Genomic DNA, 24,864 nt, shown 5'->3' with positions numbered 1-24,864 from the left:
AATGGCTAACATTAAAAAAACACATAAAATGTTTCTTGGCACTATTCGAATATTATCACTGATGCTAATAATTTTAATAGCTACCCCAAACACATATGCTCATATACATGATGGCGAAGCCCATGCCAATCAGCAAGCTTCTTACACCTGTCCGATGCATCCTGAAATCCATTCTGACAAACCGGGCAATTGCCCTAAATGCGGAATGAAATTAGTGCCCGAAAAGAAAAAGGCATCCGCCAAAAAACCTGCGGTCACACAAAAGGCACCGGTAAAACAAACACCGAAAAAAGTAATTAAAAAGACAGAGACTCAGACTCAAAGTCCGTCTAATGCTCAGGCGAAAGATTTATATACCTGTCCGATGCATCCTGACGTACATTCTGACAAACCTGGCAATTGTCCCAAGTGCGGAATGAAATTAGTCGAAGAGTCACCCAAAAAGAGCATTGACTATAAAGAAAATGCGTCTGCAACATACACTTGTCCAATGCATCCCGAAGTCATATCCGATAAGCCCGGCAATTGTCCAAAATGTGGAATGAAATTAGAAAAAAAAGAATCCACTCCAATAGACCATTCTGAGCACGGCGAGCATTCAAACATGGATATGGGTGATAATTCCGATCTAATGGCCAACTTCAAAACTGCAAAGAAAAATCTGGGTACGATAAAAACAATTACTTCAAAAGAACCACCGCGAACAGTGCGATACGACTTGCACATACGCGATACGGTTGTCATGTATGGTAACAAGAAAAAAAGGGCTATCGCAGTTAATGGTCAAATCCCGATGCCCACTCTAACCTTTACCGAAGGAGACACTGCTGAGATTCACGTCTATAACCACCTTAACGAACAAACATCGTTGCATTGGCATGGGCTCTTTCTGCCTAACAGTGAAGACGGCGTTCCATTCCTTACGCAAATGCCAATCGAACCAGGTGCAGAATATTTGTATAAGTTTCCAATAGTACAGCACGGTACGCATTGGTATCATAGCCACAGCGGACTTCAGGAACAAATCGGAATGTATGGCATGTTTGTTATGAACAAACGCACAGAATGGGATATTCCGACCGTTCCTATACTCCTGAGTGAATGGACAGATATGAAACCCGAGGAAGTCCATCGCAGGTTAAAAAATGCAAACGATTGGTTTGCCATAAAGAAAGGCACTACACAGAGTTATAGTGAAGCAATAGCATCGGGACATTTTGGTACGAAACTTACCAATGAATGGAAACGAATGACCGCGATGGACGTTAGCGATGTCTACTACGAAAAGTTTTTAGTCAACGGCAAAAATCAAGATGAGCATCCACAATTCAAGGCGGGTGACAAGGTACGTCTTCGCATTGCCAACGGTGGTGCATCTACTAATTTTTGGCTCAATTATGCAGGCGGCAAAATTACCGTAGTAGCAACTGATGGAAACGATGTAGAACCAGTTGAAGTTGATCGTTTATTAATAGCAGTTTCAGAAACTTATGATGTCGTAGTCACATTACCAGATAACAAAAGTTATGAGTTTTTAGTAACTCCGGAGGATCGGACAAAATCGGCCTCGTTATGGCTGGGAACCGGCGAAAAGGTGTCTGCAAATAAATTGCCGCGTTTAAAATATTTCGAAGGCATGAAGATGATGAACGAAATGATGGACATGCAAGGCAATATGATCGAAATGGACGGAATGAAAATGCAAAATCAAATTATGGACATGAACACTGTAATGTACCCTGAAATTACTGGCTATGATAAAAAACCGCAGAACGCGGAAAAGAAAAATGAAGACATGCACACCGGGCACGATATGTCAGCAGCCGATATTGTAACACTCAACTACGAAATGTTGCGCGCGCCGAAAAAAACAAATCTTCCGGATGGGCCTTGGCGAGAGCTTCGCTTCGAGCTTACAGGAAATATGAACCGCTACGTTTGGAGCCTCGATAATAAAGTTGTGTCGGAAACAGATAAGATAATGATTAAGAAAGGTGAAAACCTGCGCATTATAATGTATAACAACAGCATGATGCGACACCCAATGCACCTGCACGGCCACGACTTTCGTGTTGTGAACTCTCAGGGCGACTATTCACCGATGAAGAACATTATCGACATTATGCCGATGGAGCGCGACACCATAGAGTTTGCAGCGACTGAACCCGGTGGAGACTGGTTTTTTCACTGTCATATTCTTTATCATATGATGAGCGGTATGGGTCGAGTATTCAGCTATGAAGATTCTCCTGCTAATCCTGAAATTACCGATGTCAAAGTCGCACGTCGCGGTTTAAATTCAGATGATCGGGAATTTCACTTGATGGCCGAAAATGATTTTGCTACGAATGGGAACGATGGGATGGCTATGTTGGCAAATACACGTTGGAACATCACATCTGAATGGCGGTTAGGCTACAACGATATGCACGGTTATGAATCCGAAACCCATATTGGGCGTTATATTGGGCGAATGCAATGGTTTATGCCATTTGTCGGGTTTGATTACCGATATCGAAAGATGGGGCACGAAGAATCTGAGAAGAATCTTTTTGGTCAGGTCAATACCAAAGATAAGAGAGCTCAATTCAGCATCGGTGCTGCTTATACCCTACCTATGCTTGTGACTTTTCAAGGAGAGGTTTACCATGACGGAAATGTGCGATTTCAATTGATGCGCGAAGACATTCCGATTTCATCACGAATCCGCGCAGGTTTCATGATCAATACCGACAGAGAGTACATGGCTGACTTGCGATATATACTTGCAAAAAACTTCAGTACGCGCGTCCATTACGACAGCGACATGGGATTTGGTGTTGGTCTTATGCTAAATTATTAATTTTAAGAAGGGATTAGACATAGCACGAAAAGATATTATGAGACGCCCACTAAATTGGGCGTTTCTTTTTTATCACTCATCAACCTCATCCATTCTCCTAACCAAAGTTTCCTTCAAAGAATTTAAAAATTTCGTTCGCTCCGACTTCCGCGCCCTTATTTCAAAAAAAGTCCTGTGGAATTGTCCCAAATCTATATCAAACGTTTCCTCAAAAAATTTCGCCGTTTCTTTCAAATCCGTCGTGCCGTTATTAAACACACCTTCGGCGTGTAGCGCATAAATCAATTCAATCAATGCAACTTTTGACCCGGTCCATTTCTGAACCTGTTTTTCAGTAATGGAATACGGCACCGCCTTATTATCCAGTTTCAATAATTCCCTTTCAAGGTAAACCTGGAGTAAATCGTTGGCTAAGATCTTGGCCACTTTAAAATCGTGCGATGTTGTAAAACGATTGTCGGCCTGAAAATAAGAACTGTCCAAAGTCAGTTTAATATCATAGCGGCCACGCACAAAATATTTCTTATCAAGATACACGCTGCCAGTTCTGTAGTACTTATAAAACTCCATGTTTTCGTTGAAATAGCATTTCAATTTAGAAAGTTCAGAACTGAAATATTTCCTTAGATACTTCGTACCGCCAAATGGCCTGTTCGATTCAATGTTGTAAACCTCGTTGTGATAAATCAACTTCGAAACAAATTGTGGCTTCACGAATTTGAAGAAAGTAATTTCATCAACTTTGTTTTCAAACTCATATCTCACAAAGTGAGTTTTGAGTTTTTCCAAAGTAATAATTGTTGCCTTAATGGAACTTTCAGCTGCTTTAATTAAATCATTTTCAACTCCTATTTCATTTAACTGTGCCTCTAAATTTTCCAACAACTGTGTTGCAAAATCTGTCATAGGGAAAACTGGTAATGTTTGTTCGAGCCAAATCTAAAATCAGAACTTCTGATTTCCAACTGATACATCCAACCATTCAGAAATTTACAGCAAACAAAAAAGAAAGCATTAATTAATCGTTCGATATTAATTTATGCGCAATCCCTTATTTTACACTATCTTATAACAGCTTGATCCATAATTGCGGTTGTGAGTAACTGCCAACTATTGTCGATGCAATTTTTAAGTATTAATTTCAAACCCGATTTATAAGCCAATAGACTTTTACACGCCTACAATCCTAACCAAACAAAAACTGACGTGGTAAAAGCTCTATATCCTACTTTAGCGCTGCTGACCTTTTTAACCCAAAGTGTTTTCGCGCAACAAAAGAATTTTAAACTTCCTGACAGCCTAAGAAGTAAAACAATTGACTACGTGATCGACAGGCTTGATGAAAACGAAGGTGATGAATTACTTGATTCGATCTACGCAAACAGCTATCTCTTTAAATCTAAAAGGGCTAACGACCCAGAGAACCTTATTAAGGCTTATAACGTCGTGATGCACAAGTCTCCGCGCGAAACATGGCTGCAATATTGTGACAGTATGCTTACCGTAGCGGCACAGTCCAAACAAAATAATCTTATTGGCGGCGCTTACCTTACACGAGGATTGGTCTACAACGCTTTTAAACAACAAACTAAAGCCCTCGACGACTATTTGTTGGCCGACAATTTTATCTCTCGGAGTGATGATCAATATTTAAGACATAAAGCAAAATTTTCTATCGCTGTCATAAAATATAATTTAGGCTACTACCACGAAGCCATTTCACTATTACGGGAATGCGAAGTGTACTTTAAAATCAACGAACCTGGCCTACCACATTTACGAACGTTGCACGCGCTTTGCTTATGCTACATTAAGACAAAACAATACGCGCAGGTAACTTCCCTTATCGACATCGGATATCGCGAATCAATCGACATGGAAGAACTTAAAACGATTCCATACTTTAAAAATGCAGAAGGTCGTAACGAGTTTTTTAAAGAGAATTATCCGGTAGCAATCGAAAAGCTTCAACAATCACTTCCCCAAATTATAAAGTTCGAAGATTTTATTACTGTCTCATCAACATATTATTTTATTGGTCGTAGCTACTGGGCGTTAGGCGAAAAAGAAAAAGCGATTCCCTACTTAAAGAAAGTTGATGAATTATTCCGGCAAGATAAATTCATCAAAGACGAAGTGCTTGAAGCATATGACCTACTTGCTCAATATTATGAGGACAAAGGCAACACCGCAGAACAATTAAAATACCTGACCGGCTTATTAAAAGCTGAAACATTTGTGAGCAAGAATTTCCGCTACCTGTCCGAGAATATGCACCGCGAATACGATCTTAAAAAAATTAAAGATTCAACTGAAGAATTAAAAAGGCAATTGTTTTTCAGGGATAAGTTAGACTTGATATTTGGAATTATCTTTTTATTGGTATGTATCATACTAGGATTTATAATTTGCAAGCAGTACCAGCGCCGCAAATTAAGGAAGCAAAAGTTTAAAGGTGTCATTTCACATAAAGACCGTACCGCCTCGCCTGTATTGAGTACAGAAAAAATAATAGATGGCGACCAAATCATTAAGCCCGAAATAGTTGAAGCAGTTTCAAAAAAACTTGAAAAATTCGAAGACAGTGACGCTTTCCTGGACAAAGATTTCAATCTCAATAAAATGGCAGCTATTGTAGACTGCAACACGCGCTACACTTCACGAATAATCTGCGAAACACGGAAGAAGAAATACATTGAGTACATCGATGATCTACGCATTGATTATATCGTAAGCCGACTAAAAACAGACAGCAAATACCGAAACTACACCATCAAAGCGCTTACCGAAGAAGCCGGTTTCAAATCACCACAAAAGTTTAAAGAAGCATTCAAAAAAAGTACTGAACTCAATCCGGTCTATTTCATCAAGGAACTCAAAAAGCAAAGTCAGCCTGAGAATTGAAATATTTTGCGATAAATCATTCAGAACTTCGGTTTTGCTTCTGAAATAAAACAAATCAATCGCAACAATTTTGTGCCATAACAAATTAAAACTTACGTTATGGCTGTCGAAATTATTACCCGTGAGGACTTAAATGAATTCCGCACATTACTTCTAAAAGACTTCAGGGAAATCCTGCAATCAAAACCACAGCAGGCTAAACAGTGGCTTAAATCTACCGAGGTTAGGAAGCTGTTGAACATTTCTCCCGGAACACTTCAAACACTTCGCATCAACAAAACACTGTCCTACACGAAAATCGGCGGAATAATTTATTACGCGCACCAGGATATTGAAAAGCTGCTCGAACTTAATAAAGTCAGTTCCGAGCGCACATTGTTTAATTCAAAGTAATTCAGCCATGAATTACATTAAACATCTTACTGGTTTTTTCGACAAGGTCGCAAAAGACAAACTGCTCAACCCAACACACGTTAGCTTATACATTGCATTGTTCCAATTTTGGAACATAAACCGCTTCCGCAACCCGATCAGCATTTCGAGACACGAGATTATGCGCATTAGCAAAATCAGTTCTTTGGCCACTTATCACCGTTGCCTGAAACTTTTGGATTCGCATGGCTATATCAAATACGAGCCGTCATTCAATCCATATAAAGGCAGCCATGTGTATCTATTCAATTTTTCGGACGAACTCAAGCCCACACCGCGAAATGAGCGTACAGCTACTTCAAATTTTGAACCTCTCAATGAACAGGTAGTAAACAAGCTTGAAACTGGTGATGAAACAGCTAGCGAACAGGTTACTGAACAAGCATTAGTACCTTCAATAAACAATACAAACAATACAAACTTTTTAAACGATTCAAACGGCTTAAACTTGGGCGAGCACGCAAAAAAAATTGAAGATGAAATTCCCGATTTTAAAAATGGCGTAATCGAAAAAGAAGAAAAAAGTTCCGCTAAAAAAGAAGAAAATACAAATGTTCCAATTTCATCAAATGAACAGGAAAGCGTTGAACACGTCCGAAATTTATTTCTAGATCGGATTGCAAAGCCGCCTGAATCAATCCACGAAAAACAACAGCAAATACCCACTATCGAAGAAGTGCTTACCTACTTCCGTGAGCAAAGCTTTCCCGAACTCGAAGCCAGTAAGTTCTTCAATTACTTCGCGAGCATCGGTTGGCTAGTAGGTGGAAAAACTCCTATGGCCGATTGGCACGCCGCAGCGCGGAACTGGATAATAAACGCTCCAAAATTTACTACCAATGAACGAACAGACAGGACAAAATCTCTCGACACATCAGCAGACAAGGACTATTCAGAGCCATTATAACTATGAGGAAGTTTGTTCCTGGATTGAAAGAAAGGGAACTGAATTATACGGCAAGCGATTCCGGATTATTGAGAATGATCTTCCCGTAATCTATAAACTCATTTCTTATTTTCTGAAGGACGAACAGGCGGCATTTCAGTATAATATCGACTTTGATAAAGGCATTTTACTAACCGGTCCGGTCGGCTGCGGTAAAACATCATTGCTCAACATCATGAAATTTCTTGCGCCAGTCGAACATAAGTTTTCCGTAAAGCCATGCCGCGATATCAGCTTCGAATTTATAAATGATGGCTATGAAATAATCCATCGATACAGCAAAGGAAAGTTGTACCAATCGGAGCCGAAAATTTATTGCTTCGACGATTTGGGCGCTGAGAATAATCTAAAGTATTTCGGAAATGAATGCAACGTAATGGCAGAGATTATCCTAAGCCGATATGACATTTTCATAAGTAAAAGAATCCCAACACACATTACATCAAACCTCTCCGCTTCTGAAATCGAAACGCACTACGGCCTGCGCGTCCGAAGCCGTCTGCGCGAAATGGTAAACCTAATTTCCTACAATAAAACCACAAAAGACAAACGATAAAAAAATAAACTCATGAAATCAATAATATTATTTTGGGACTGGATCCGCTACAATGAGCAGACACTTCGAAATCTTAGAAACGAAAAGCCGGCTGTGCAAAAAATGTTTATATACTGGCTTGATAAGCATTTACACAATTACTGCGAGCAACTTGAAAGTATATTGATGTTTCCGGCCAATGAAAATGAACCAACGCAACTTGTAATTTCGGCTAGTGGGAATCCGGAATATTTTAGTCAGGTAACAACGTTAATTGACAATGCGCCAAAATTGAAGAATTGGAAATTTGTAGCCTTCATTCAACCATCACACAACATTGATGAAATGGAAGCTGGATTGGATAAACCTTACGTTTTTAAGGACATTGAGTTGAAAGCGAGCGAACTTAAATTCATGCCTTTTCAATACGAAGATGTTAAGAAAATTGACATGATTGTTTACTTAAAAAACTTCACTGTTCATTGTAGTAATAAAAATCTTTTGCATGTTGTATTTATTATACTTCAGGACATAATTGGAGAAAAATCATTATTTGAAAATATAAATTTTGTTGAGTTAGCACAGCTGCCAGCAGAAGAACAAAATGAGGTAATTTATTTATATGAGCTACAATCATATTTGGACATGATTAACCGAACTACACTTTCCAAATGAAGTATAACTCGAAAAGTAAGTAGCAGTTAATTCAACGATTCATTAAATACTTGCAAATTGTTTGAAAGTATTCTTGAATATCAAAAAGTTAATTGAAATTAACTGTTAAAATGTTGTAAATTGCAACCCCTACAATAACAACACATGGCAGATTCAGTTTTAGCAATTCAAAAAGGTTTTGAATTTCAGGCAAAGTATTTTTGGTACAAAGCCTGTTCTCTATATCGTCCGGGTTCAACCGCAGTGGAAATCACATATGAAGCAGATGGCATACCAGGATTTGATGATATCACATTAGCTTTTGATCCGCCGAGGCTAAGTGCCTACGGGTATCCGGTCAGTAGGGAATGTTATCAAGTCAAATTTCATGTAGACCATTCACGTGCATTCGATGTCACGGCATTAACTGACCCCTCATTCATTGGGGCGACTTCCGAATCTTTATTGCAGAAGTTGCACAAGAATTTCAAATTGTCACCCGAAGATTATTCAAAGACTAATTACTACATTATAAATACTTGGGGAATAGATCGAAGCGACTTATTGAACGGATTGATCGACAACCAAGGTGCGATAATTTTCAAGCGCCTTTTCGATGGAACAACAGATAAATCCAAGATGGGCCGAGTACGAAAATCTTGGCGCGATCACCTGGGACTATCAGTTGACAACGAGTTAAAGGCTGTTTTAAGACAATTACGAATACGCGCAAATGCCAGCTCGGGTGAAATGTTTGACGAACCTTTGAGCTACGCACTCGCAGCTATAAATCTCAAACCTCTAAGCGATGATAGGCGAACAAACCCGTACACTTCGTTAATCGTAAGGTTACACGAAGAAAAGACAAATAAATTGGACAAGCATAACTTGCACACAATATTGCAACAAGAAGATTTATGGGTAACTACGACCACTAGCGAAAATCTTTCGAGGTCAATTGGAGTTAGGACATTCAGAAAAGGAGCCGAAAATCTTGAGGCTGAAACTGATCATCTTTTATGTTTGCTAAGACATTTTGAGTCCCGTCATATTCTGGATGATAGTCTTTGGCAAAACGAAGTGCTTCCGGCAATGTTTACATTTGCTGAGGAAGTTATAGGATTAGGTAAACCATTAACAATCCATTTGGATACTCATACATCAACTGCATTTGCCCTTGGGTATTTTATTGGGAATAAATCCGGCGCGGATATCGGCATTATTCAGAAATCACCAAAAGGTGGTCGGTCGCTTTGGCGACCAGATGAGGCAAAGGTTAACACTGGAGATCAATGGCTGTTTTCAGAAGACATGATGGATTCCAATGGTACTGATCTGGCAATTGCAGTAAGCTTGTCAAATGATGTTTCTGAAGCGACAATGCAATACCTCTCGATTCAGCCTACAGGAGTATACAAAATACTTCATGCTAAACCTAAAAGCGGGAGCGGATTCAATGCAATAACAGATGCAAATCATATTTTAGAATACATTTTGCAATTAAACAATAAAATACGCTCATGGAAAACAGTAAGCTCGCCTACAGCGAAGTTACATCTTTTCATTTCGGCACCGAACGCCTTTACGTTCTTTTTAGGAGAACATGCATCGGGCTACGGCAGGATTGTATTATATGAATATGATTTTGAAGGATTGCGCTCCGGAACTTATGTACCTTCTCTAAATTTACCTTTATAATAAACAAACAAACATGGGAAATATTAATACTTACTTTTCTGATTTTCTCACTGGGATCAGATTGACAACGACACAAAAAGATGACGCAAAACGAGGACATACGACTTTGAGAAACCGTTTGTTAGCAGATGAAGATTTGAAAGACATAATTGTCACTACATTTCTTCAGGGAAGTTATAGGCGATCCACAGCTGTTCGACCGCTTGGTGAAAAACGTGCAGATGTTGATGTAATAGTTGTGACTACGCTCGACCGGAATAAGGTAAATCCGAAGGACGCTTTGGAGAAATTTGAGCCTTTTGTCGAAAAATACTATAAAGACAAATGGGAGCGCCAAGGAAGGTCCATCGGAATATCGCTATCCTACGTAGACCTTGATATCGTTGTAACCTCTGCCCCTTCTGAAGCAGATAAGACTAGTTTACGATCTAAAAGTGTGACAACTGATATGTCTTTAGAAGATTTAATGACACCTTCCTATGATTGGAGATTGTCAAAGAGTTGGTCGGAGCCAGATATAATGAAAGCTTATAGTCAGTTGTCAGAATCAGTCAGAGCTGAAGCAGAATGGAAATTAGAACCACTGTGGATTCCTGATCGAGACGCTGATATTTGGGAGGAGACACATCCGCTCGAACAAATAAGGTGGACACGAGATAAAAATAAAATGACAAATGGGAATTATGTAAATGTGGTAAAGGCATTGAAATGGTGGAGAACTCTTAAAGTAACTGATCTCAAATACCCAAAAGGTTATCCTATTGAACACATGATAGGTGACTGCTGCCCAGACGATGCAAAAAGTATAGCTGACGGGGTTGTTCGTACTTTCGAAAATTTTGTTTCAAATTATTCAACAAATCGAGCATGGGGAACAGTTCCAAAATTCCCTGACAGAGGTGTCCCTTCCCACGACGTTTGGCATCGGATTACTTCTGATGATTTCATTACGTTTTACGATCACATGAAAGATTATGCCACTAAAGCCAGAGACGCCTACGACGAAACATCATTACGTAAAGCAACCGAAAAATGGCAAGACATATTTGGAACAAAATTCCCTTTAGCTCCAGAGGACGACGACGAAGATGGTGGGTCTAACAAAGGTTCGGGCCCTAGCGGCTTTACGCCTAGAACCGAGGTTACAGAGCCGGGATCATCAAGATTTGCATAGATATGGAACCATCCGAAATTGTTTTGCAAGGCCGACGGTATTGCGAGAGTATTTCGGGATATACGTTATCAGAAGATTTGACTTGGCTGGCCGAAGAAAATAAATGGGTTATTAAATTTGCTCTTAAAGGCGATTATGAACCTACAATCTTCGTACCCATTGAGACAAATTGGTACGCCTTTCTTTCGGCTGAGTATCCTTTTGGATCATTAAGCATACTTCCTGCAATGAACGAAAGTATTGAAGCCACGTTCCCTCACATGAATTACAACTCCGATATTGGAAAGCCTTGGCGCAGTGGAGATATTTGTGTCAAGACTAATTATGGCTCGTGGAAAAGTGCTTATTTTAATCGGGAGCCTTTTGATGTATCTCGATTACAGTGGAGCATTAAAAGAGCAAAGGCTTGGATATACGCGGCTGCTAATGACACCCTTTTTTCCGACGGTGATCCATTCGAATTTCCTCATTTTACATCCGGCATCAAGACACGGGTAGCTTTTTCAGAAACATTAGAATCATTCTCGATCTGGAGCAGCCTAACTGACAACGGAGGGATTGTGGACATCTTTCGTTTACCACTCAACAATAACATTACTGTGGTAAATAATTTTTATGGCGATACCGGATCAATACTATCTTATGAATGGGGAATCGGTATATCCGAGAATCAGCCTGAACTAGAGCGGGCGTTATGGTACAGATTTCCGGAGATACCCGTTCTTCAACCATGGAAAATGGCAATGAATTGGGGCGAATTATTTAATTTATGCAAAAACAATGGTTGGGATTTAAAATCCTTTTTGGAGAACAAACTTATTAAATCGAAGTATTTAGATAAGACGAAACTTTTGGTGTTAGGTTTTCCTGTTAGTGCGTATATAGGAAAGCCGAATGAGAGAATGCATTGGTTTGCTGTACGACTACCTGGACTTATTAAAACAGTGAGAGGCTTTCGGCCGAATACGCCTGAATGGCGTCAAGCCAATTTTTCCAGTATGTTTGCAGGTCACCAATCAATAAAGTGGTTAAATGCTGAAAATTGGGCAAAAGATCAGATTACAACTCGGGGAGCTCTTAGCGACCAACTCAACGAACTTAATATTTGTGTAATTGGGGTTGGTGCTGTCGGCTCTTATTTAAGTGAATTGTTAGCTCGATTGGGTTGTAAAAGATTTGCCTTAGTAGATGACGATGGTGTTTCAATCGGAAATTTTTCACGTCATACTTTAACGATGGAGTCACTCGTAAGATATAAGGCCGAAAAAGTAGCCGAAAGATTGAATAACACCTTTCCGCATATTTCCGCAAGTTCACGCATCATAGCTATCCAAAAATTGATTTCTGAAGAACCTGAATTCTTAAATAAATTCGATTTAATAATAGATTGCACAGCTGAAGACAATGTATTACAAACATTGGAATTAAATTGTATCTCCCAATCTCAGGTCGTTCTTTCGGTTTCGGTGGGTCAGGAAGCACAAAGTTTATTAGCCTTTATGATTCGTTATCCATTTGTAGATATGTTTCAAGAGTTCAAGAAAAAAAGCAAGGATTGGTCGGAAAAACAAAAACAATTGTTTCCAAACCCGCAGTTTCCGCTCGAAGGTATCGGCTGCTGGCATCCGATTTTTCCGGCAAGAATTGACGACTTACATAGTTTAATCGCGCCTGTGGTACGACAACTTGAAACATTCTTGTCCGAGAATGAACATTTGAAGATGGCGATTATTGAAAGAGAAGCAAATGGTAATATAGTAATTGAAAACAAAATATGATTTTTAGATACAAAGATTTTGACGTTAGGGTTATACTTGAACAGCGGCATATCGATTCAATGGTGTCATATATTCGTACTGCCGGCATCAATGAAACTGGTGGAATCCTTTTAGGCCAATATTTCGACACTACGACGGCTACTATATCGAATATTGTCGGCCCAACTTCAGACAGCAAATCGGGAAGATATTGGTTTGTTCGAGGTGTCAAAGGATTATCAACATTATTATCAAAATCATGGAAGAAGAACGAATATTATTTAGGTGAATGGCATTACCATCCCAATGGTACTATTACACCAAGTTCTCAAGACCTTTCACAAATGAAGAAAATTGCAAAATCTAATGATTACAAATGTCCTGAACCAATTATGGTTATTATTGCAGGAAATTATCAATCCTATAATGTGGGCGTGTTCGTCACTGATAAAAAATTTGAAAAAACTTTTGCTTTGGGTCGAATTGAAATGGAAGATTCCTAAAAAACCATTTTCATTTTATACGGGCAATCAAGCGGTCTCTCTCCTTCTTCGCCTTAGTTCCGCCACGCTGCTCCAGTCAGTCGTGCCTCCTTCCGTTCTGCAGTACACTCAAAAAAGCAAATGCAAAAAGCTTTAAAAAGAAGCACTTTGCATTTGCCTTTTTTCGTCGTGGTCTTCACACGGCTCAGTGCGTCGTTCGTCGCGGCTTTGCATCCACAACACCACAACTTCCGCAAGCTACAGTTGCCGTGTTTGCGTCTGCCGCCGCTTGTTAATTTGGCGGTTGCCGCCTTGCCCGCGCCATCAGGGTGGCACCGCTGCGCTTTGCCCTAAATCAAGGTAAGGTCACTGCGTGGCCAGGCCTTAATTTTTTCCCTGCCGTTTCACGCTCGCAGTACTGCTCTCCACTCCGCAAGCTTCGTTGCGTTCCCGTCCTGCGGTGGCGGGTCAATTGCCGCAACACCGCCACGTCGCTCCTCAAAAAATAAATTCCGCAGGCTACATTTATTTTTCTGCGGTGCTCGGGGGTGTTAGATTGCCCCAGAAAAATCGCGGCAACCGGAAGAGCAGAATCCCAACAAAAAACAAATAAAAGAAAGGGAAGATAACCGGTCATTTCAAAACGCCAGGTTCAAGCCCTGCGGGTTTAAAATAAAATCTCCACCCTGCGGGTAGTATTTGATTTTAAAAACCTGGCTTATTTGAAATTCCCGATTCAATAAACGACTTTCTTTTTTTTCTTTTTTTCTTTTGAAAAATTGTAGTAAAACAGCAATTGCCAAAACTATGCAGATTAGAGTCTGACAAGTAACAACCGACCCTAACGTCAAGATTCAGGACTCCGACAATACTGATTCCTAGTCACTATGTGATTCATTAGCCTTGGCCTGTGCCTCAAGCTTCAAATACAATTCATGGCAGCCATCGAGCATTTCAAATTCACTCAAAGGCAACAACTGGTCAATAACTTCCAACAAGCTTGCAACGTGGCTGCTCGGGTCTATCACTTCACCTGAATTCTGTGAGCCATCATTATAAATCGTATGCAGTGCAATTTTCATTAGGTCACTGATTACAAAACCCAAATTAGAATAGCTGTAAAATTCCAGCCTCGCCTGAAAAATTCCTGGCTTCCAATTGTGTGGCATTAGTGTCCGGAAATAGGCAATCTTCGTTAACTTATCAGCGAATTTTTGAACGTCGGGATTAAATTCAATATGATCGGGCTCCTCTATTGTCGTCTCCGCATTGCTGTCCGGCGCATCTACTATTACTGTAGCTTCGGTATTGCCTCTCGCCTTACACTTCGCAATAATTTCTTTAAATAATTTATAAGCCTCCTTTCTCATCAGTTCGGTTTTTTCAGTCGCAAGGGCAATTGCCTCGGCCGTGAATTCATGCGTCTGGTCATAACGAACCACTTTACACGAATTGTCAAGCTGTATCAACGCATCCCATTCTTCCGCATTTTCAGGATCAAAAAGTTTTCCAAAATAAGGTGCAAAATCCGCAACATGCTGCTGTTGTTCGGCTACACTTTCATTCGTAAAAGTATCACCGGTAGTCAGCCACGACACAATAAAATAAGTGGACTGCAATGTCTGGTGCAGATGGAACGCCGCTTCGGCAAGCTTTCCGTAACGGCTGTAAAAGGTGACATGCCGTAAAAACCCTGAGGCTTCCACATGTTGGTTGTCGTAAAATACGGTCGCTTTCCTAAGCCGCTTTTTGATGTCGGAATCTTTAGTACTAAAAATCCTGTTATCAGGATCCGAACAATACACAAGTTCGTCCGCAGTAGCGTGGCGCATAAAAAACGGACTGCCTTCTTTCCAAAGACATTCTGCCCACCAATATTCAAAAAGCGTAAACGAAAAGTTTGGCAGGGGTTCGAACACTCTCGCAACCAAAGGAGAAATGGTATCGGACTCCTCTTCACAGTATTCCGAAAGAAACAGGGTAACAATAGTTTTATCTGTCAAATTGCTGTTCGTTGAAATGTAAACCGAATGCAGCGGAAGAAATTCCAGTAAGGTTGTTACTGTTTTTAATAAAAGTTCGCGTTCCGGATGATTTTCAGGTATTTTAATTGTATGTTCCATGGCTTATGATAATTGAGTAAGTTGAATGTTTGTTGATTCTAAATGTTTGATTACTGTACTGCCAATTCGTTTGGCGTCTTCAAGAAATGCCTGGCATTGGCCAAAAAGCACATTACTGTCGGCGATATCGTAAAGCTTCAGGTCTTGGTGGCGCAATGCGCCAATATGCGCGGTAAGCAATTTGTAAAGACGTTGCTCCTGCTCAGTAGTATTACCAAACGGAATTTCAATTTCCTGCGTAAATGCAACAAGCGACAACAAACAAGCAAGGGAATGTGTTGCGGGATGGTAACCCAAAAACAATTCAATAATTCCCAACGCAATCTGCTCCGTGGCTTGGTGCAATAAAGTGTTCTTTAAAAGTGCCTGGTCATTTGTGGTGAGTTCAGTCGCGGAATCCATTAGTTGCGTAGCCGCCATGATACGGTTCATCCAAAATGTTTTGGAATGGTCATGATCCTTAGTCGATCCTTCAGGTATGAAATTTACCGGTAGCTGAGGGTCATTGTAAACAAGCAAGCCCCTGTTCACTACGCTTTCGAAGAAATACATTTGGTTATGGCTTTGCTTCCGCAGATTCTTTAACCTGTGGATAAGGATCGTTACGCGATGCTTGCCTTCAAACCGGTCCCGCACCGCAGCCTGGATTAAAGCCGTTATATCTTCCCGGTTTTCCCTGCTGTGTACCAATACATAAAAATGATAGCCCGGAAAGTCCTTGGTGAATCCGCTTCTTTTGGCCTCTTCATTTATAGGGCAAGTAGTATAGCCAAAACAATAAATAGCCCGTGTTGGCAGCAATCCGGCAATGATGCCGCTGATTTCTGCCAACACCTGCGCCATGATATAATTGAACTGCAGGTTTCCTGATGCAAATGCTTTGCCCAGGAACAACTGGTTGTTCATGTCGTCAGCTTTCGCCTTGATCGTCTTTGAATAATTTTTGATGATCTTGCCTGCTTCCCAGTTAATGGATCGAATTTTGCTTTTCGCTCTTTCAAGCAGGGAGACCGGAATAGCGGCCATGCTGTAATTTCCCCGGGAGCAGCTGTCAGCAGTAACTAACATGGTAAAGATTTCATTATCCTCGGGATTTTGTATGTCAAGGATTGCCTTGAGTGATGGAGCGACACCGACTGCCCGTCCATATTGTTTCATTAAACTTTTTGAACCTTCCCCTTCAGGCAATGTCATTTCGCAGACACAGGAATACAAATACCATAGCGCACTATGGAGGTGATTGGCGGCGGCAAGATGATCGTCCATATTGATATAGACATCCGCTTTTATGACATAGTCTTTGGCAATGCTTTTATCTCCGGTATATTCAAAAGCCTTCCTTATTACCTTTTTTGCATTGAAAAAAGCAGGATAATACACTTTATTGCCCGGCTCATGGTAAACCAACTCTAACGAAGTACAATGGCGGTAAAAGTACGGCCTGCCCTCGTTAAATTCCTGCGAAGCCACCGTAGCGTTAAAGAAATGAAAGGCAAATTCAGAATAATCCCGCGTAACTTTCTGTGACATTCGCGCTACCGCATCGCCGCTTTGTCCGCAATTCTTTTTCAGTATAAAGGTGACCATGACAGGTGGGCCGTTCTCATGGCCACGGGAAACGTAAACCGATCCTGCATCAACATAAGTTAGTAGGCGCGAAATGGCCTGCTCCAACGCCTGCCGCTGCGGCAAGTCATTTGGAATTCTCAAAGTAAAATCCATAATTTGTAATTTTAAAGTAAAACATATTCGAAAAATTGTATTTTTGTTAATAGCTGCAAGTAAAAAAGACCGGTTCATGTACCGAATCATTTTTCCCTGTATCCTACATTTTCATTTATGTTTTTTACATTTACTGCGTTTCAATCACAATTAATACTTTTGAATTATGAACACTCCATCCAAAAACCATATAGGCCGAAAAATCAGTCGCATCCGCGAATTAAAAGACATGAAACAGGAAGCGCTTGCCGCAGCGCTTGGCACAAATCAACAAGCAATTTCTATAATGGAAAATAGCGAGACTATTGAAGATGATAAATTACAAGATGTTGCAAAAGCACTTGGGGTAAGCGTTGAGGCAATTATAAACTTTTCTGAAGAAGGAGTAATAAATTATTTTAATAGCTTTAATAGTTTTAACGACAGTGAGGCTACGTTTAATAATCACTGTACATTCAATCCATTAGATAAGCTAATAGAAGCTTATGAGGAAAACAGAAAACTTTATGAGAGATTGATATCCGAAATTAAGGGTAAAATTTAAACTCAAATGTCAAATATCACATTTGAATTTTGAAGGCCGCCTTGCGGTCTTTTTTTTTGTAAAAATAAATAATAGTATATTTATTCGCTTACATTACGTTAGTGGTAATGTTTTCTACACAAAATAATCATCCAACATGAAATCAAAAGAAGAGTACAAAAAAAAGTTGAAAGAGATTTGTGATTTAGCATTTAGCAATGGCATTAAAGCAATTGAATCAAAAGTTAAAATGTTCTCATTACCTAACACCTGGAGTAAGGATATAGTAAAATTGTTTACTGAAAAAACTCATGAAGGCTTCAAGTTAGCACAAAACTTAATAATTGAGGAAGTTCTTTACTATCAAGCACTTTTACGAGAAAAAAAAATTGAACTAAAAGAAAATCGCAGACAAAGAAACAAAGAAGCTGCAGAAAAATCGCAACACATTATAGATGTTATTGAACATCGGCTAAATACATATTTTCATATTGCAGATGGAATAGCATGGCAATTAATTGGCGGGGAAATCCATGTGTCAAGACGACTATATATTGGTGAATCTACAAAAACTTTAGATTCTTCAAACCTCGATCACGCAATTAAAGTAGCTAATGAAATAAATAAGTCACCTGAAAACTTTGCTCTTCTATCTGATCTAACTCATTTTGTGCAAATAGGAGATTTACTGGTTAGAACCGATAAAAACGTTGGTATAATGGAACTCAAAGAAGGTGCGGTAAATGAAAAAATTGCTGATCTAATTAAAAAAATGCACGATCCTGAATTTCCAATTGAAGAATTGAAAAGTGAAATTTCAAGTTATGATAAAAACACTACAAAGCAATTAGATAGAGTACTGCGCCAACAAGAAAGAGCATTTCGCGCAATTGAAGTTATAAATAAAGACGAAGGTGATGATCCAAAAACAGGGGAAAAAATAACCGTTTCTACACCTAAGAATCCTACAATAACTTATTCTTCTGAATTTCAAAATCTTCATGAGAAGTTAGAGTCATCTGTTTGGGCATATAATGTAATTGATAGAGGATGCTTACATATTGGCCTTTATCGTGATGAAGGGAGAATTATGGCGGGCTTTACTATAAAGGGAATCCTTGAAAACGAAACAGAAAATCATATAATTATAGATTTTATATCCATAGCTGGGAATGTGTCAGAACCACTTTTTGCAAAACCGCTACCTCCAGATTTTATGATTGACATACTTACTGGAGACTTAAAGTTAATAATCGGTTTAAATATAGATGCCTTAATACAAATTTTTAAAGACACAGGTTTCGAAGTCAAACTATTGACTGAAAAAGAAACAATGAAATTAAAGCAAAAAGAAAAGATGAAAGTTATATTTACAGTCAATAAAAGAGCTATCCAAATAACTAATCCCGAAAACGATAAATCTATGCTTGTCGGTGGAGGTATAATTTCAAAAATACTATACGATTCGATTTATCCAAGTAATATAGCAACGACCTTATTGGAAACCTTATCTTAAATAAACACTACCACTAACCGCCGCTAACTGAAATTGCTGATTTTCGGGTTACAGAAAGTTTTGTTTTCACGAAGAAAGTTTTATCTTGGCAGAGAACACTCGGCTCGCTTTCATCAGCAACTGACAGTTAGCGGCCAAACGTTAGCAGAAAGACTTAAACGACGAGTATCAAAACAATGGACATAGACTATTTTTTACTTAAGGATAAAATTCAAGATATTCAAACAAAATTTCTTTTGAAAAATGGTTGGCTGAAAATTTATGAATCGTCTCATGAAGATCACAACGATTCTGCTGGTATTTATTGTTGCTTGGTTTCAAATGATTATTTGTCGAATTTCACTGAAAATTACCATTGGCCAATTCATATTGGTAGTGAAGGAAAACCTTCGGTATTTGGAGATAATTCTTATAAAACTTATGCAGAGGAAGGTCTAGAGCCTTTTATATTTTCCAGGTCGTTTTCATTGCAGCAAAATCCAGTTAGATATATTGATATTTCCGAAGAATTTGTTTTGTATTTTAATCTTTACGAAACTGGTAGTGATAAACAGAATCGAAAGTTCCTTTACATTGATGATTATGGTGAACAAGATGAAGTCATGATTATTGAACCAAACTTAATAAAAATTAAAATTAAATATTTAAAGGAGTATATCACAATTCGAGATATGCACTTTGTTATTTGCTTTGATTACATGAGACTTGTCAAGAAAGTTCCAAGTGATTGGGAACTCAATTTTGGAGAAAGTAACATTAGCGAGGCTGGTATAAACTATAATCACCTAATCCGGAATCTTGGAGGAACAACTCAAAGTTGGATTCTCGGAAAAGTCTTGATTGAACCAAATTCAATCAAAAAAACACATTTTGATTTAGATAAATCAAAATGCGAAGAATTTATAATTGGATATGATGAAAACGGTGAACTAATATTTGAAAAATGTGATGCAGAAGAGAATCATTTCACTCTAACCTTCTTTAAAAAAGAAGTTTTAGATAAATATTACAATAATCCCGAAAGTTATGACGTAGAATCGATGAGTGTGAATTCCAAATTCTTTCATTTAAAAATTGATAATAACGTTCGAACTTATGTTCCAGTATTTCTGAGAGATTTACGTATTCTTCCGCATAAAGAACAACTTCATTGGAAGCAATATAACATCGCTCCTGAAGAAGGAATGGGAATTAGCAGAACTTATTACACAACAATGATCGAAGGTAATTGGGCTGAAAACTCTGAGGCAGTAGATTTATTTTTTAAAGAAAAGTTTACTGAGTTCAATGAGAAATGGAAAGCAAAATTTGGTTACTATTTTTATAAACCTCTTTCGAAAAAGGATGAATACATTTTTAAATCTTTACATTCTATTTCATCTAATAATATCAAGTCCTTTTGTGAACAAACATTAACGATAGTGAAGCTTACAATTGATCGCATTAACGAAAATGAAATTTCAAAGGGTTTAGAATTCCCTCCAAATACAAAAGGGATAACAAAACTTGAAAAGTTTATAGAATCCAATGAAATGAAAATTCCACAAATGTTTGAATTTCTAAGGCACTTACAAAACTTACGATCCGGATTAATTGCTCATAGTTTCAGTGAAACTAATAAAGAATGTAAAAAAGCACTTGAATATTTCGAGGTGGACAAAAAGGAATATACAGAAATTCTAGATGATATTTTAGAAAAGTCCATTTTTACATTAAACACTTTGTCTAAGAAATTTGAACTATAGTACTTCTGCTAAACCTGTAAGCTAATTGCCCTTGTTTTGAGTTGCCGGAAGTTATAGTTTCAGGAAGAATGTTTATATTCGGCAGACAATTCTCAGTCCGCTGGCATCGCGAATTGGCTTACCGGCGGCACGTTAGGCGCAAGCAGAAAGAACCAAACTAATATCAAACACTTTAAATCAATGGAAGCAGGAAAAAGAACAATTAGAGACATATTTAACAGAGGTAGAAATTTGGAAATACCTTTTTTTCAAAGAGCATATGTCTGGGACGCTGACCAATGGCAAAGATTTTTAGAAGACATGATTATGGTTTCGACAACGAAAAGACCATATTTTTTAGGTTCTGTAATTTTAAAACAGCAAGAAACTTCATCGAACAAAGATTCTATTTTAACTGTAATTGATGGGCAGCAACGACTAACAACTTTAAATATTTTTTTAAAGGTTTTGTGTTTGAAAAATAATGCAGATTACGATTTTACGGAGACTTTCAAAAAACAACGAGACAAATCAATTATTTTACTCCATAATCATAACGACAAAGAATCGTTCGATAAAGTCGTAAATCTTGAAACTTCAATTGTTTTTAATGACGTTTCAGAAAATGATAATATACTTTTATGCTATAATTTTTTTAATGAAAACATAATAGTAGATGATTCAGAAACAACATTAGACTTTTTTAATATACTCGACAATATACTATTTGTAGGCATTGATCTTAGCTACGAAGAAGATGAACAACAAATATTCGATACAATAAACTCACTTGGTGTAAGATTAACGACAGCAGAGTTACTAAAAAACTACTTTTTCAAAAGAGACGAAATTGAAAGTTATGACAAGTACTGGAAACAAATATTCGAAAAAAATGAGGAAGTAAAGACTTATTGGGATAGAGAAATCACGACAGGGCGTTTAAAGCGTACTTTCATAGACCTTTTCTTCTATTCATACCTTCAAATTAAAATTCAAGATCCAAATCTTAAAGTAAAGACAGACGACAAAATTGATTTTTCAAGGGTTGAGCATTTATTCGAGTCATTCAAAAGATTTATAAAAGATTATAAGTTAGATAAAACTGAAATGCTTGAAGAAATTAAAAGCTATGCGATTTTATTTAAAAACAATTTTAATTTTGATATTATTGACAATGAACTCACATCTGAAAGTGGAATTGAACGAATAAACGCAATTATCTTTGGTCTTGAAACTTCTACTTTAATTCCTTATACACTTTATGTTCTTAAAAATGTCTCTGACAAAAATCAACAGAATGAACTCTTTTCATTTTTAGAAAGTTATATAATGAGAAGAATGGTTGTAAAAGCGACAACCAAAAATTACAATCAACTCTTTACAGATAGATTAATTTCAAATAACATTCTTTCAAGAAGTGAGTTTGTTCAATATTTGGAGAAAAGAAATGATATGGTAAATTATCTACCAAATGATACTGAGCTAAAACATGGCTTTGAAAACTCTATTTTAATCAATAAGCAAACTGCAGGAATAATTTACTTAATCGAATCAAAAATTAGGAATCGTCACAAACAAGCCACAAGTTTATTAGGAATAAGCAAGTACAGTTTGGAACACTTGATGCCTAAAAAGTGGGAAAATAAATGGAGTAGCGTTTCAACGAAAGAAGCTAAAGATTATAGAAATTATAAATTAAAAACACTAGGTAATTTAGCTATTATAACACAATCACTAAACGCTTCAATCAGAGATTCTAACTGGCCTACAAAAAAGAAAGGTAGTGGAAATAATGAAGGATTGCGCCACTATTCTGGTGGAATTGAAACATTAGCACCTTACTTAGAATTAAGTGACTGGAACGAAATTGAAATTGAAAAAAGAGCAGAGTTTTTGTTAAATAAAGCTAAGGAAATTTGGATGTAAATGATTGCCAGCGACTAACCGCGCATTTAAAAAATTGCTGGTTTTTCGTAAGTTGAACTTCCAGTTTCACAAAGAAAGTTTATCTTCGAAAGAGAGAACTCAGTTCGCTTTAATTCGCAACTGCATGAGCGCCGCGAACGTTAGCAGCAATTTGAAAGTTCCGGAACGATGCAACAACTTACAAGATGAGACAAATAACAATTTCAATCCTATCTATTGCCTTTGTCATTTTCAGTTTTTCCGTGATTTTTATTCAGTTTATGGCTGAAGGAAATACCATTGTAATTATTGAGGAATTGTTGCTTATTTTATTTCTGATATTAATATTACCAATAAATCGACCCCTATTACCTTCGAAAATATCAAAACAATCTGTCAATTTTTCATATAAAACATGACATGAAAATAAGCATTATTATAAATTCGATAATATTTGGATCTATTTATTTCCTGATTATTTTAAGTAGGAATTATACAGATCAATATAGACATATGTATGTTCTGATGATGATGATATTGCCAGGATTGACATTTCCACTTTCAACTACGAAATACGGAAATGTAGGAACGAATATGGGAAAGATTTTTTTACATGTACTATGTTCAACGTTAACATACTACGCCTGTGTATTAATCTATGTTTCCGGAAGTAAATTTATCGGGATAGCAGTCGCGAGCAGTGTTGGTTCTTTTGCTTATCTAATACTTACGAAGTACCTTTTAAAATTGGACATACACTATAAAAATGTTTTCTTGATAAGTTTAATCAGTGGATTCAGTTTTTTGCCAATGTTGGTTTTACATGGAAGTGGATTTGAATTAGCTTTTTCTGTACTTCTATGGACGTTAGTTAATGGAATTTTTATGGATAGAGTTCAAAAGTCTGTTAGTATATAGCAAATATTTTCCAAATAAAAACTTGATTGTTTTTAAAAATCTATAGGCTATCGATATGCTTAAAATCTATTTAATATTTTATCGGATTAGTAAGTATATTTTTGGAGACGACCTAAAATAAGAAAGCCTGCTATAAAAGCGGGCTTTCTTTGCTTAATCCGGTAAGGTTACCGATCAAAACCGGATTATTTCTTTTTAACTTTCGTAAGCATTTTCAAAAACAATGTTGCCGTAAAACTTACAATTGCTCCTAAGACTGCCAATATAGTTGTCTTTGCAATATCCTCCGAATGCAAATTCGGCAAAATGCTCAACAAAGTTCCGGCAGCGGTTCCCGTTTTCAGGGAAATATTAGTTTCCATCGCGCGCGTTATTTTCAGATTCCTGAAACAATTTGGCAGCATCTTCCACAGTAACCTGGCTTACTGCCGATAGAACGCCTCCGGCGACTGCAACATATCCGGCTACACTAATTACAGCTGCAGGCAATGCCACTGGTGCCGTAAGCACACTGCCGCTAATGGCCAGCATCACAATTCCGATGGTCCGCAGTACTTTAAAAAATTTTGGTGTTGGCGCTTGCGCCCTGTTTATGATATTCATAACGATAAATTTAAGATTGGATAATTAAAACTACTTTTTGATTTTGTGCCAAAGCTTTATAAACCAAAGTTTTCAAAGCCGCACAAGCCTTTCTCGACATAAGCCCCAAACCCGCGCCTGAAATCTTTGTTACTGGCGCAATGCAGCCATTCAATTCCGCCAGCGCGTTGTTCGCCGGATGAAATAAAATGCCGCTTCGACTTTTCACATTCAAAATTTCAATATGCCATTGGTACTTTTTCGTATACCGTTTCCGCAAAAAATATCTCCCTTCAGGAACACAGGAAACCCTTCTCTCATTATTTTTCCATGGCAGTTCAATTGTATGACAAATGACCTTGCCTCCGCATTCGAGTGTTCCGTTAGTTCCGTCAGGGAAATAATTCCTTTTCAGGACAAGCTCCAT

20 protein-coding genes are annotated in these 24,864 nt (G+C 38.0%); 14 read left to right on the top strand and 6 right to left on the bottom strand.

Going from position 1 to position 24,864, the window contains the following annotated elements:
- Position 1 precedes the first annotated feature (1 nt).
- On the top strand, positions 2-2,842 hold the full coding sequence (locus BLS32_RS05000) for a heavy metal-binding domain-containing protein (protein ID WP_443093390.1): 2,841 nt from the start codon (positions 2-4) through the stop codon (positions 2,840-2,842).
- Between the two features lie 72 nt (positions 2,843-2,914).
- Here BLS32_RS05000 and BLS32_RS04995 read toward each other — a convergent pair whose 3' ends face one another.
- Positions 2,915-3,748 (bottom strand): RteC domain-containing protein, encoded by an 834-nt coding sequence (locus tag BLS32_RS04995; protein WP_091392571.1) that lies wholly within the window; start codon positions 3,746-3,748, stop codon positions 2,915-2,917.
- A 300-nt stretch (positions 3,749-4,048) separates the two neighbouring features.
- On the opposite strand from BLS32_RS04995, the gene BLS32_RS04990 reads away from it, so the two are divergent.
- The 9 genes from BLS32_RS04990 (at position 4,049) to BLS32_RS04950 (ending at position 13,445) form a co-directional block, all read left to right on the top strand.
- The gene (locus BLS32_RS04990; RefSeq protein ID WP_091392569.1) at positions 4,049-5,746 is read left to right on the top strand and encodes an AraC family transcriptional regulator; all 1,698 of its coding nucleotides are present in this window, start codon (positions 4,049-4,051) and stop codon (positions 5,744-5,746) included.
- Between the two features lie 99 nt (positions 5,747-5,845).
- Positions 5,846-6,139: a helix-turn-helix domain-containing protein gene (locus BLS32_RS04985; RefSeq protein WP_091392567.1), complete on the top strand. Its 294-nt coding sequence runs from the start codon at positions 5,846-5,848 to the stop codon at positions 6,137-6,139.
- 7 nt (positions 6,140-6,146) lie between these two features.
- Positions 6,147-7,085 (top strand): transcriptional regulator, encoded by a 939-nt coding sequence (locus BLS32_RS04980; protein ID WP_091392565.1) that lies wholly within the window; start codon positions 6,147-6,149, stop codon positions 7,083-7,085.
- On the top strand, positions 7,018-7,680 hold the full coding sequence (locus BLS32_RS04975) for a P-loop NTPase family protein (protein WP_091392564.1): 663 nt from the start codon (positions 7,018-7,020) through the stop codon (positions 7,678-7,680). Before BLS32_RS04980 ends, BLS32_RS04975 begins: the two co-directional genes overlap by 68 nt.
- Before the next feature lie 12 nt (positions 7,681-7,692).
- Complete coding sequence (locus BLS32_RS04970; protein ID WP_139171692.1) at positions 7,693-8,334, top strand: hypothetical protein; 642 nt, start codon at positions 7,693-7,695, stop codon at positions 8,332-8,334.
- Positions 8,335-8,478: 144 nt separating this feature from the next.
- A complete protein-coding gene (locus BLS32_RS04965) occupies positions 8,479-10,011 on the top strand; it encodes an SAVED domain-containing protein (RefSeq protein ID WP_091392561.1) in 1,533 nt (510 codons plus the stop codon).
- 13 nt (positions 10,012-10,024) lie between these two features.
- Complete coding sequence (locus tag BLS32_RS04960; protein WP_091392559.1) at positions 10,025-11,185, top strand: SMODS domain-containing nucleotidyltransferase; 1,161 nt, start codon at positions 10,025-10,027, stop codon at positions 11,183-11,185.
- 2 nt (positions 11,186-11,187) lie between these two features.
- The gene (locus tag BLS32_RS04955; RefSeq protein WP_091392558.1) at positions 11,188-12,963 is read left to right on the top strand and encodes a ThiF family adenylyltransferase; all 1,776 of its coding nucleotides are present in this window, start codon (positions 11,188-11,190) and stop codon (positions 12,961-12,963) included.
- Entirely contained in the window at positions 12,960-13,445 is a 486-nt protein-coding gene (locus BLS32_RS04950; protein ID WP_091392556.1) for a Mov34/MPN/PAD-1 family protein, read from the top strand. Before BLS32_RS04955 ends, BLS32_RS04950 begins: the two co-directional genes overlap by 4 nt.
- A gap of 857 nt (positions 13,446-14,302) precedes the next feature.
- On the opposite strand, the gene BLS32_RS04935 is transcribed toward BLS32_RS04950, so the two are convergent.
- Both BLS32_RS04935 and BLS32_RS04930 read right to left on the bottom strand, forming a co-directional pair.
- Complete coding sequence (locus tag BLS32_RS04935) at positions 14,303-15,547, bottom strand: hypothetical protein (RefSeq protein ID WP_091392552.1); 1,245 nt, start codon at positions 15,545-15,547, stop codon at positions 14,303-14,305.
- 3 nt (positions 15,548-15,550) lie between these two features.
- Entirely contained in the window at positions 15,551-17,269 is a 1,719-nt protein-coding gene (locus BLS32_RS04930) for a hypothetical protein (RefSeq protein WP_091392550.1), read from the bottom strand.
- A 166-nt stretch (positions 17,270-17,435) separates the two neighbouring features.
- On the opposite strand from BLS32_RS04930, the gene BLS32_RS04925 reads away from it, so the two are divergent.
- The 4 genes from BLS32_RS04925 to BLS32_RS04910 all read left to right on the top strand — a co-directional run bounded on the left by BLS32_RS04925 (position 17,436) and on the right by BLS32_RS04910 (position 22,958).
- Positions 17,436-17,813 carry a helix-turn-helix domain-containing protein gene (locus tag BLS32_RS04925; protein WP_091392549.1) on the top strand — a complete coding sequence of 126 codons (378 nt, stop codon included), beginning with the start codon at positions 17,436-17,438 and terminating at the stop codon, positions 17,811-17,813.
- A gap of 136 nt (positions 17,814-17,949) precedes the next feature.
- Positions 17,950-19,308, top strand: coding sequence for a hypothetical protein (locus BLS32_RS04920; RefSeq protein ID WP_091392547.1), 1,359 nt, complete (start codon positions 17,950-17,952; stop codon positions 19,306-19,308).
- A gap of 176 nt (positions 19,309-19,484) precedes the next feature.
- Entirely contained in the window at positions 19,485-21,053 is a 1,569-nt protein-coding gene (locus BLS32_RS04915) for a hypothetical protein (protein ID WP_091392546.1), read from the top strand.
- 180 nt (positions 21,054-21,233) lie between these two features.
- Positions 21,234-22,958 (top strand): DUF262 domain-containing protein, encoded by a 1,725-nt coding sequence (locus BLS32_RS04910; protein WP_091392544.1) that lies wholly within the window; start codon positions 21,234-21,236, stop codon positions 22,956-22,958.
- A 1,082-nt stretch (positions 22,959-24,040) separates the two neighbouring features.
- Here the strand turns inward: BLS32_RS04910 and BLS32_RS18415 are convergent.
- From BLS32_RS18415 to BLS32_RS04885, 3 genes are read right to left on the bottom strand one after another with little or no spacing between them, the layout of a single operon-like run.
- Positions 24,041-24,217 carry a hypothetical protein gene (locus BLS32_RS18415; protein WP_091392538.1) on the bottom strand — a complete coding sequence of 59 codons (177 nt, stop codon included), beginning with the start codon at positions 24,215-24,217 and terminating at the stop codon, positions 24,041-24,043.
- The gene (locus tag BLS32_RS04890; protein WP_091392537.1) at positions 24,207-24,458 is read right to left on the bottom strand and encodes a hypothetical protein; all 252 of its coding nucleotides are present in this window, start codon (positions 24,456-24,458) and stop codon (positions 24,207-24,209) included. Before BLS32_RS04890 ends, BLS32_RS18415 begins: the two co-directional genes overlap by 11 nt.
- A gap of 10 nt (positions 24,459-24,468) precedes the next feature.
- Positions 24,469-24,864, bottom strand: coding sequence for a DUF5675 family protein (locus BLS32_RS04885; RefSeq protein ID WP_091392534.1), 396 nt, complete (start codon positions 24,862-24,864; stop codon positions 24,469-24,471).

The organism is Flavobacterium noncentrifugens (assembly GCF_900100375.1).
Lineage (GTDB): Bacteria > Bacteroidota > Bacteroidia > Flavobacteriales > Flavobacteriaceae > Flavobacterium > Flavobacterium noncentrifugens.
This window is presented reverse-complemented; position numbering and strand designations above follow the sequence as displayed.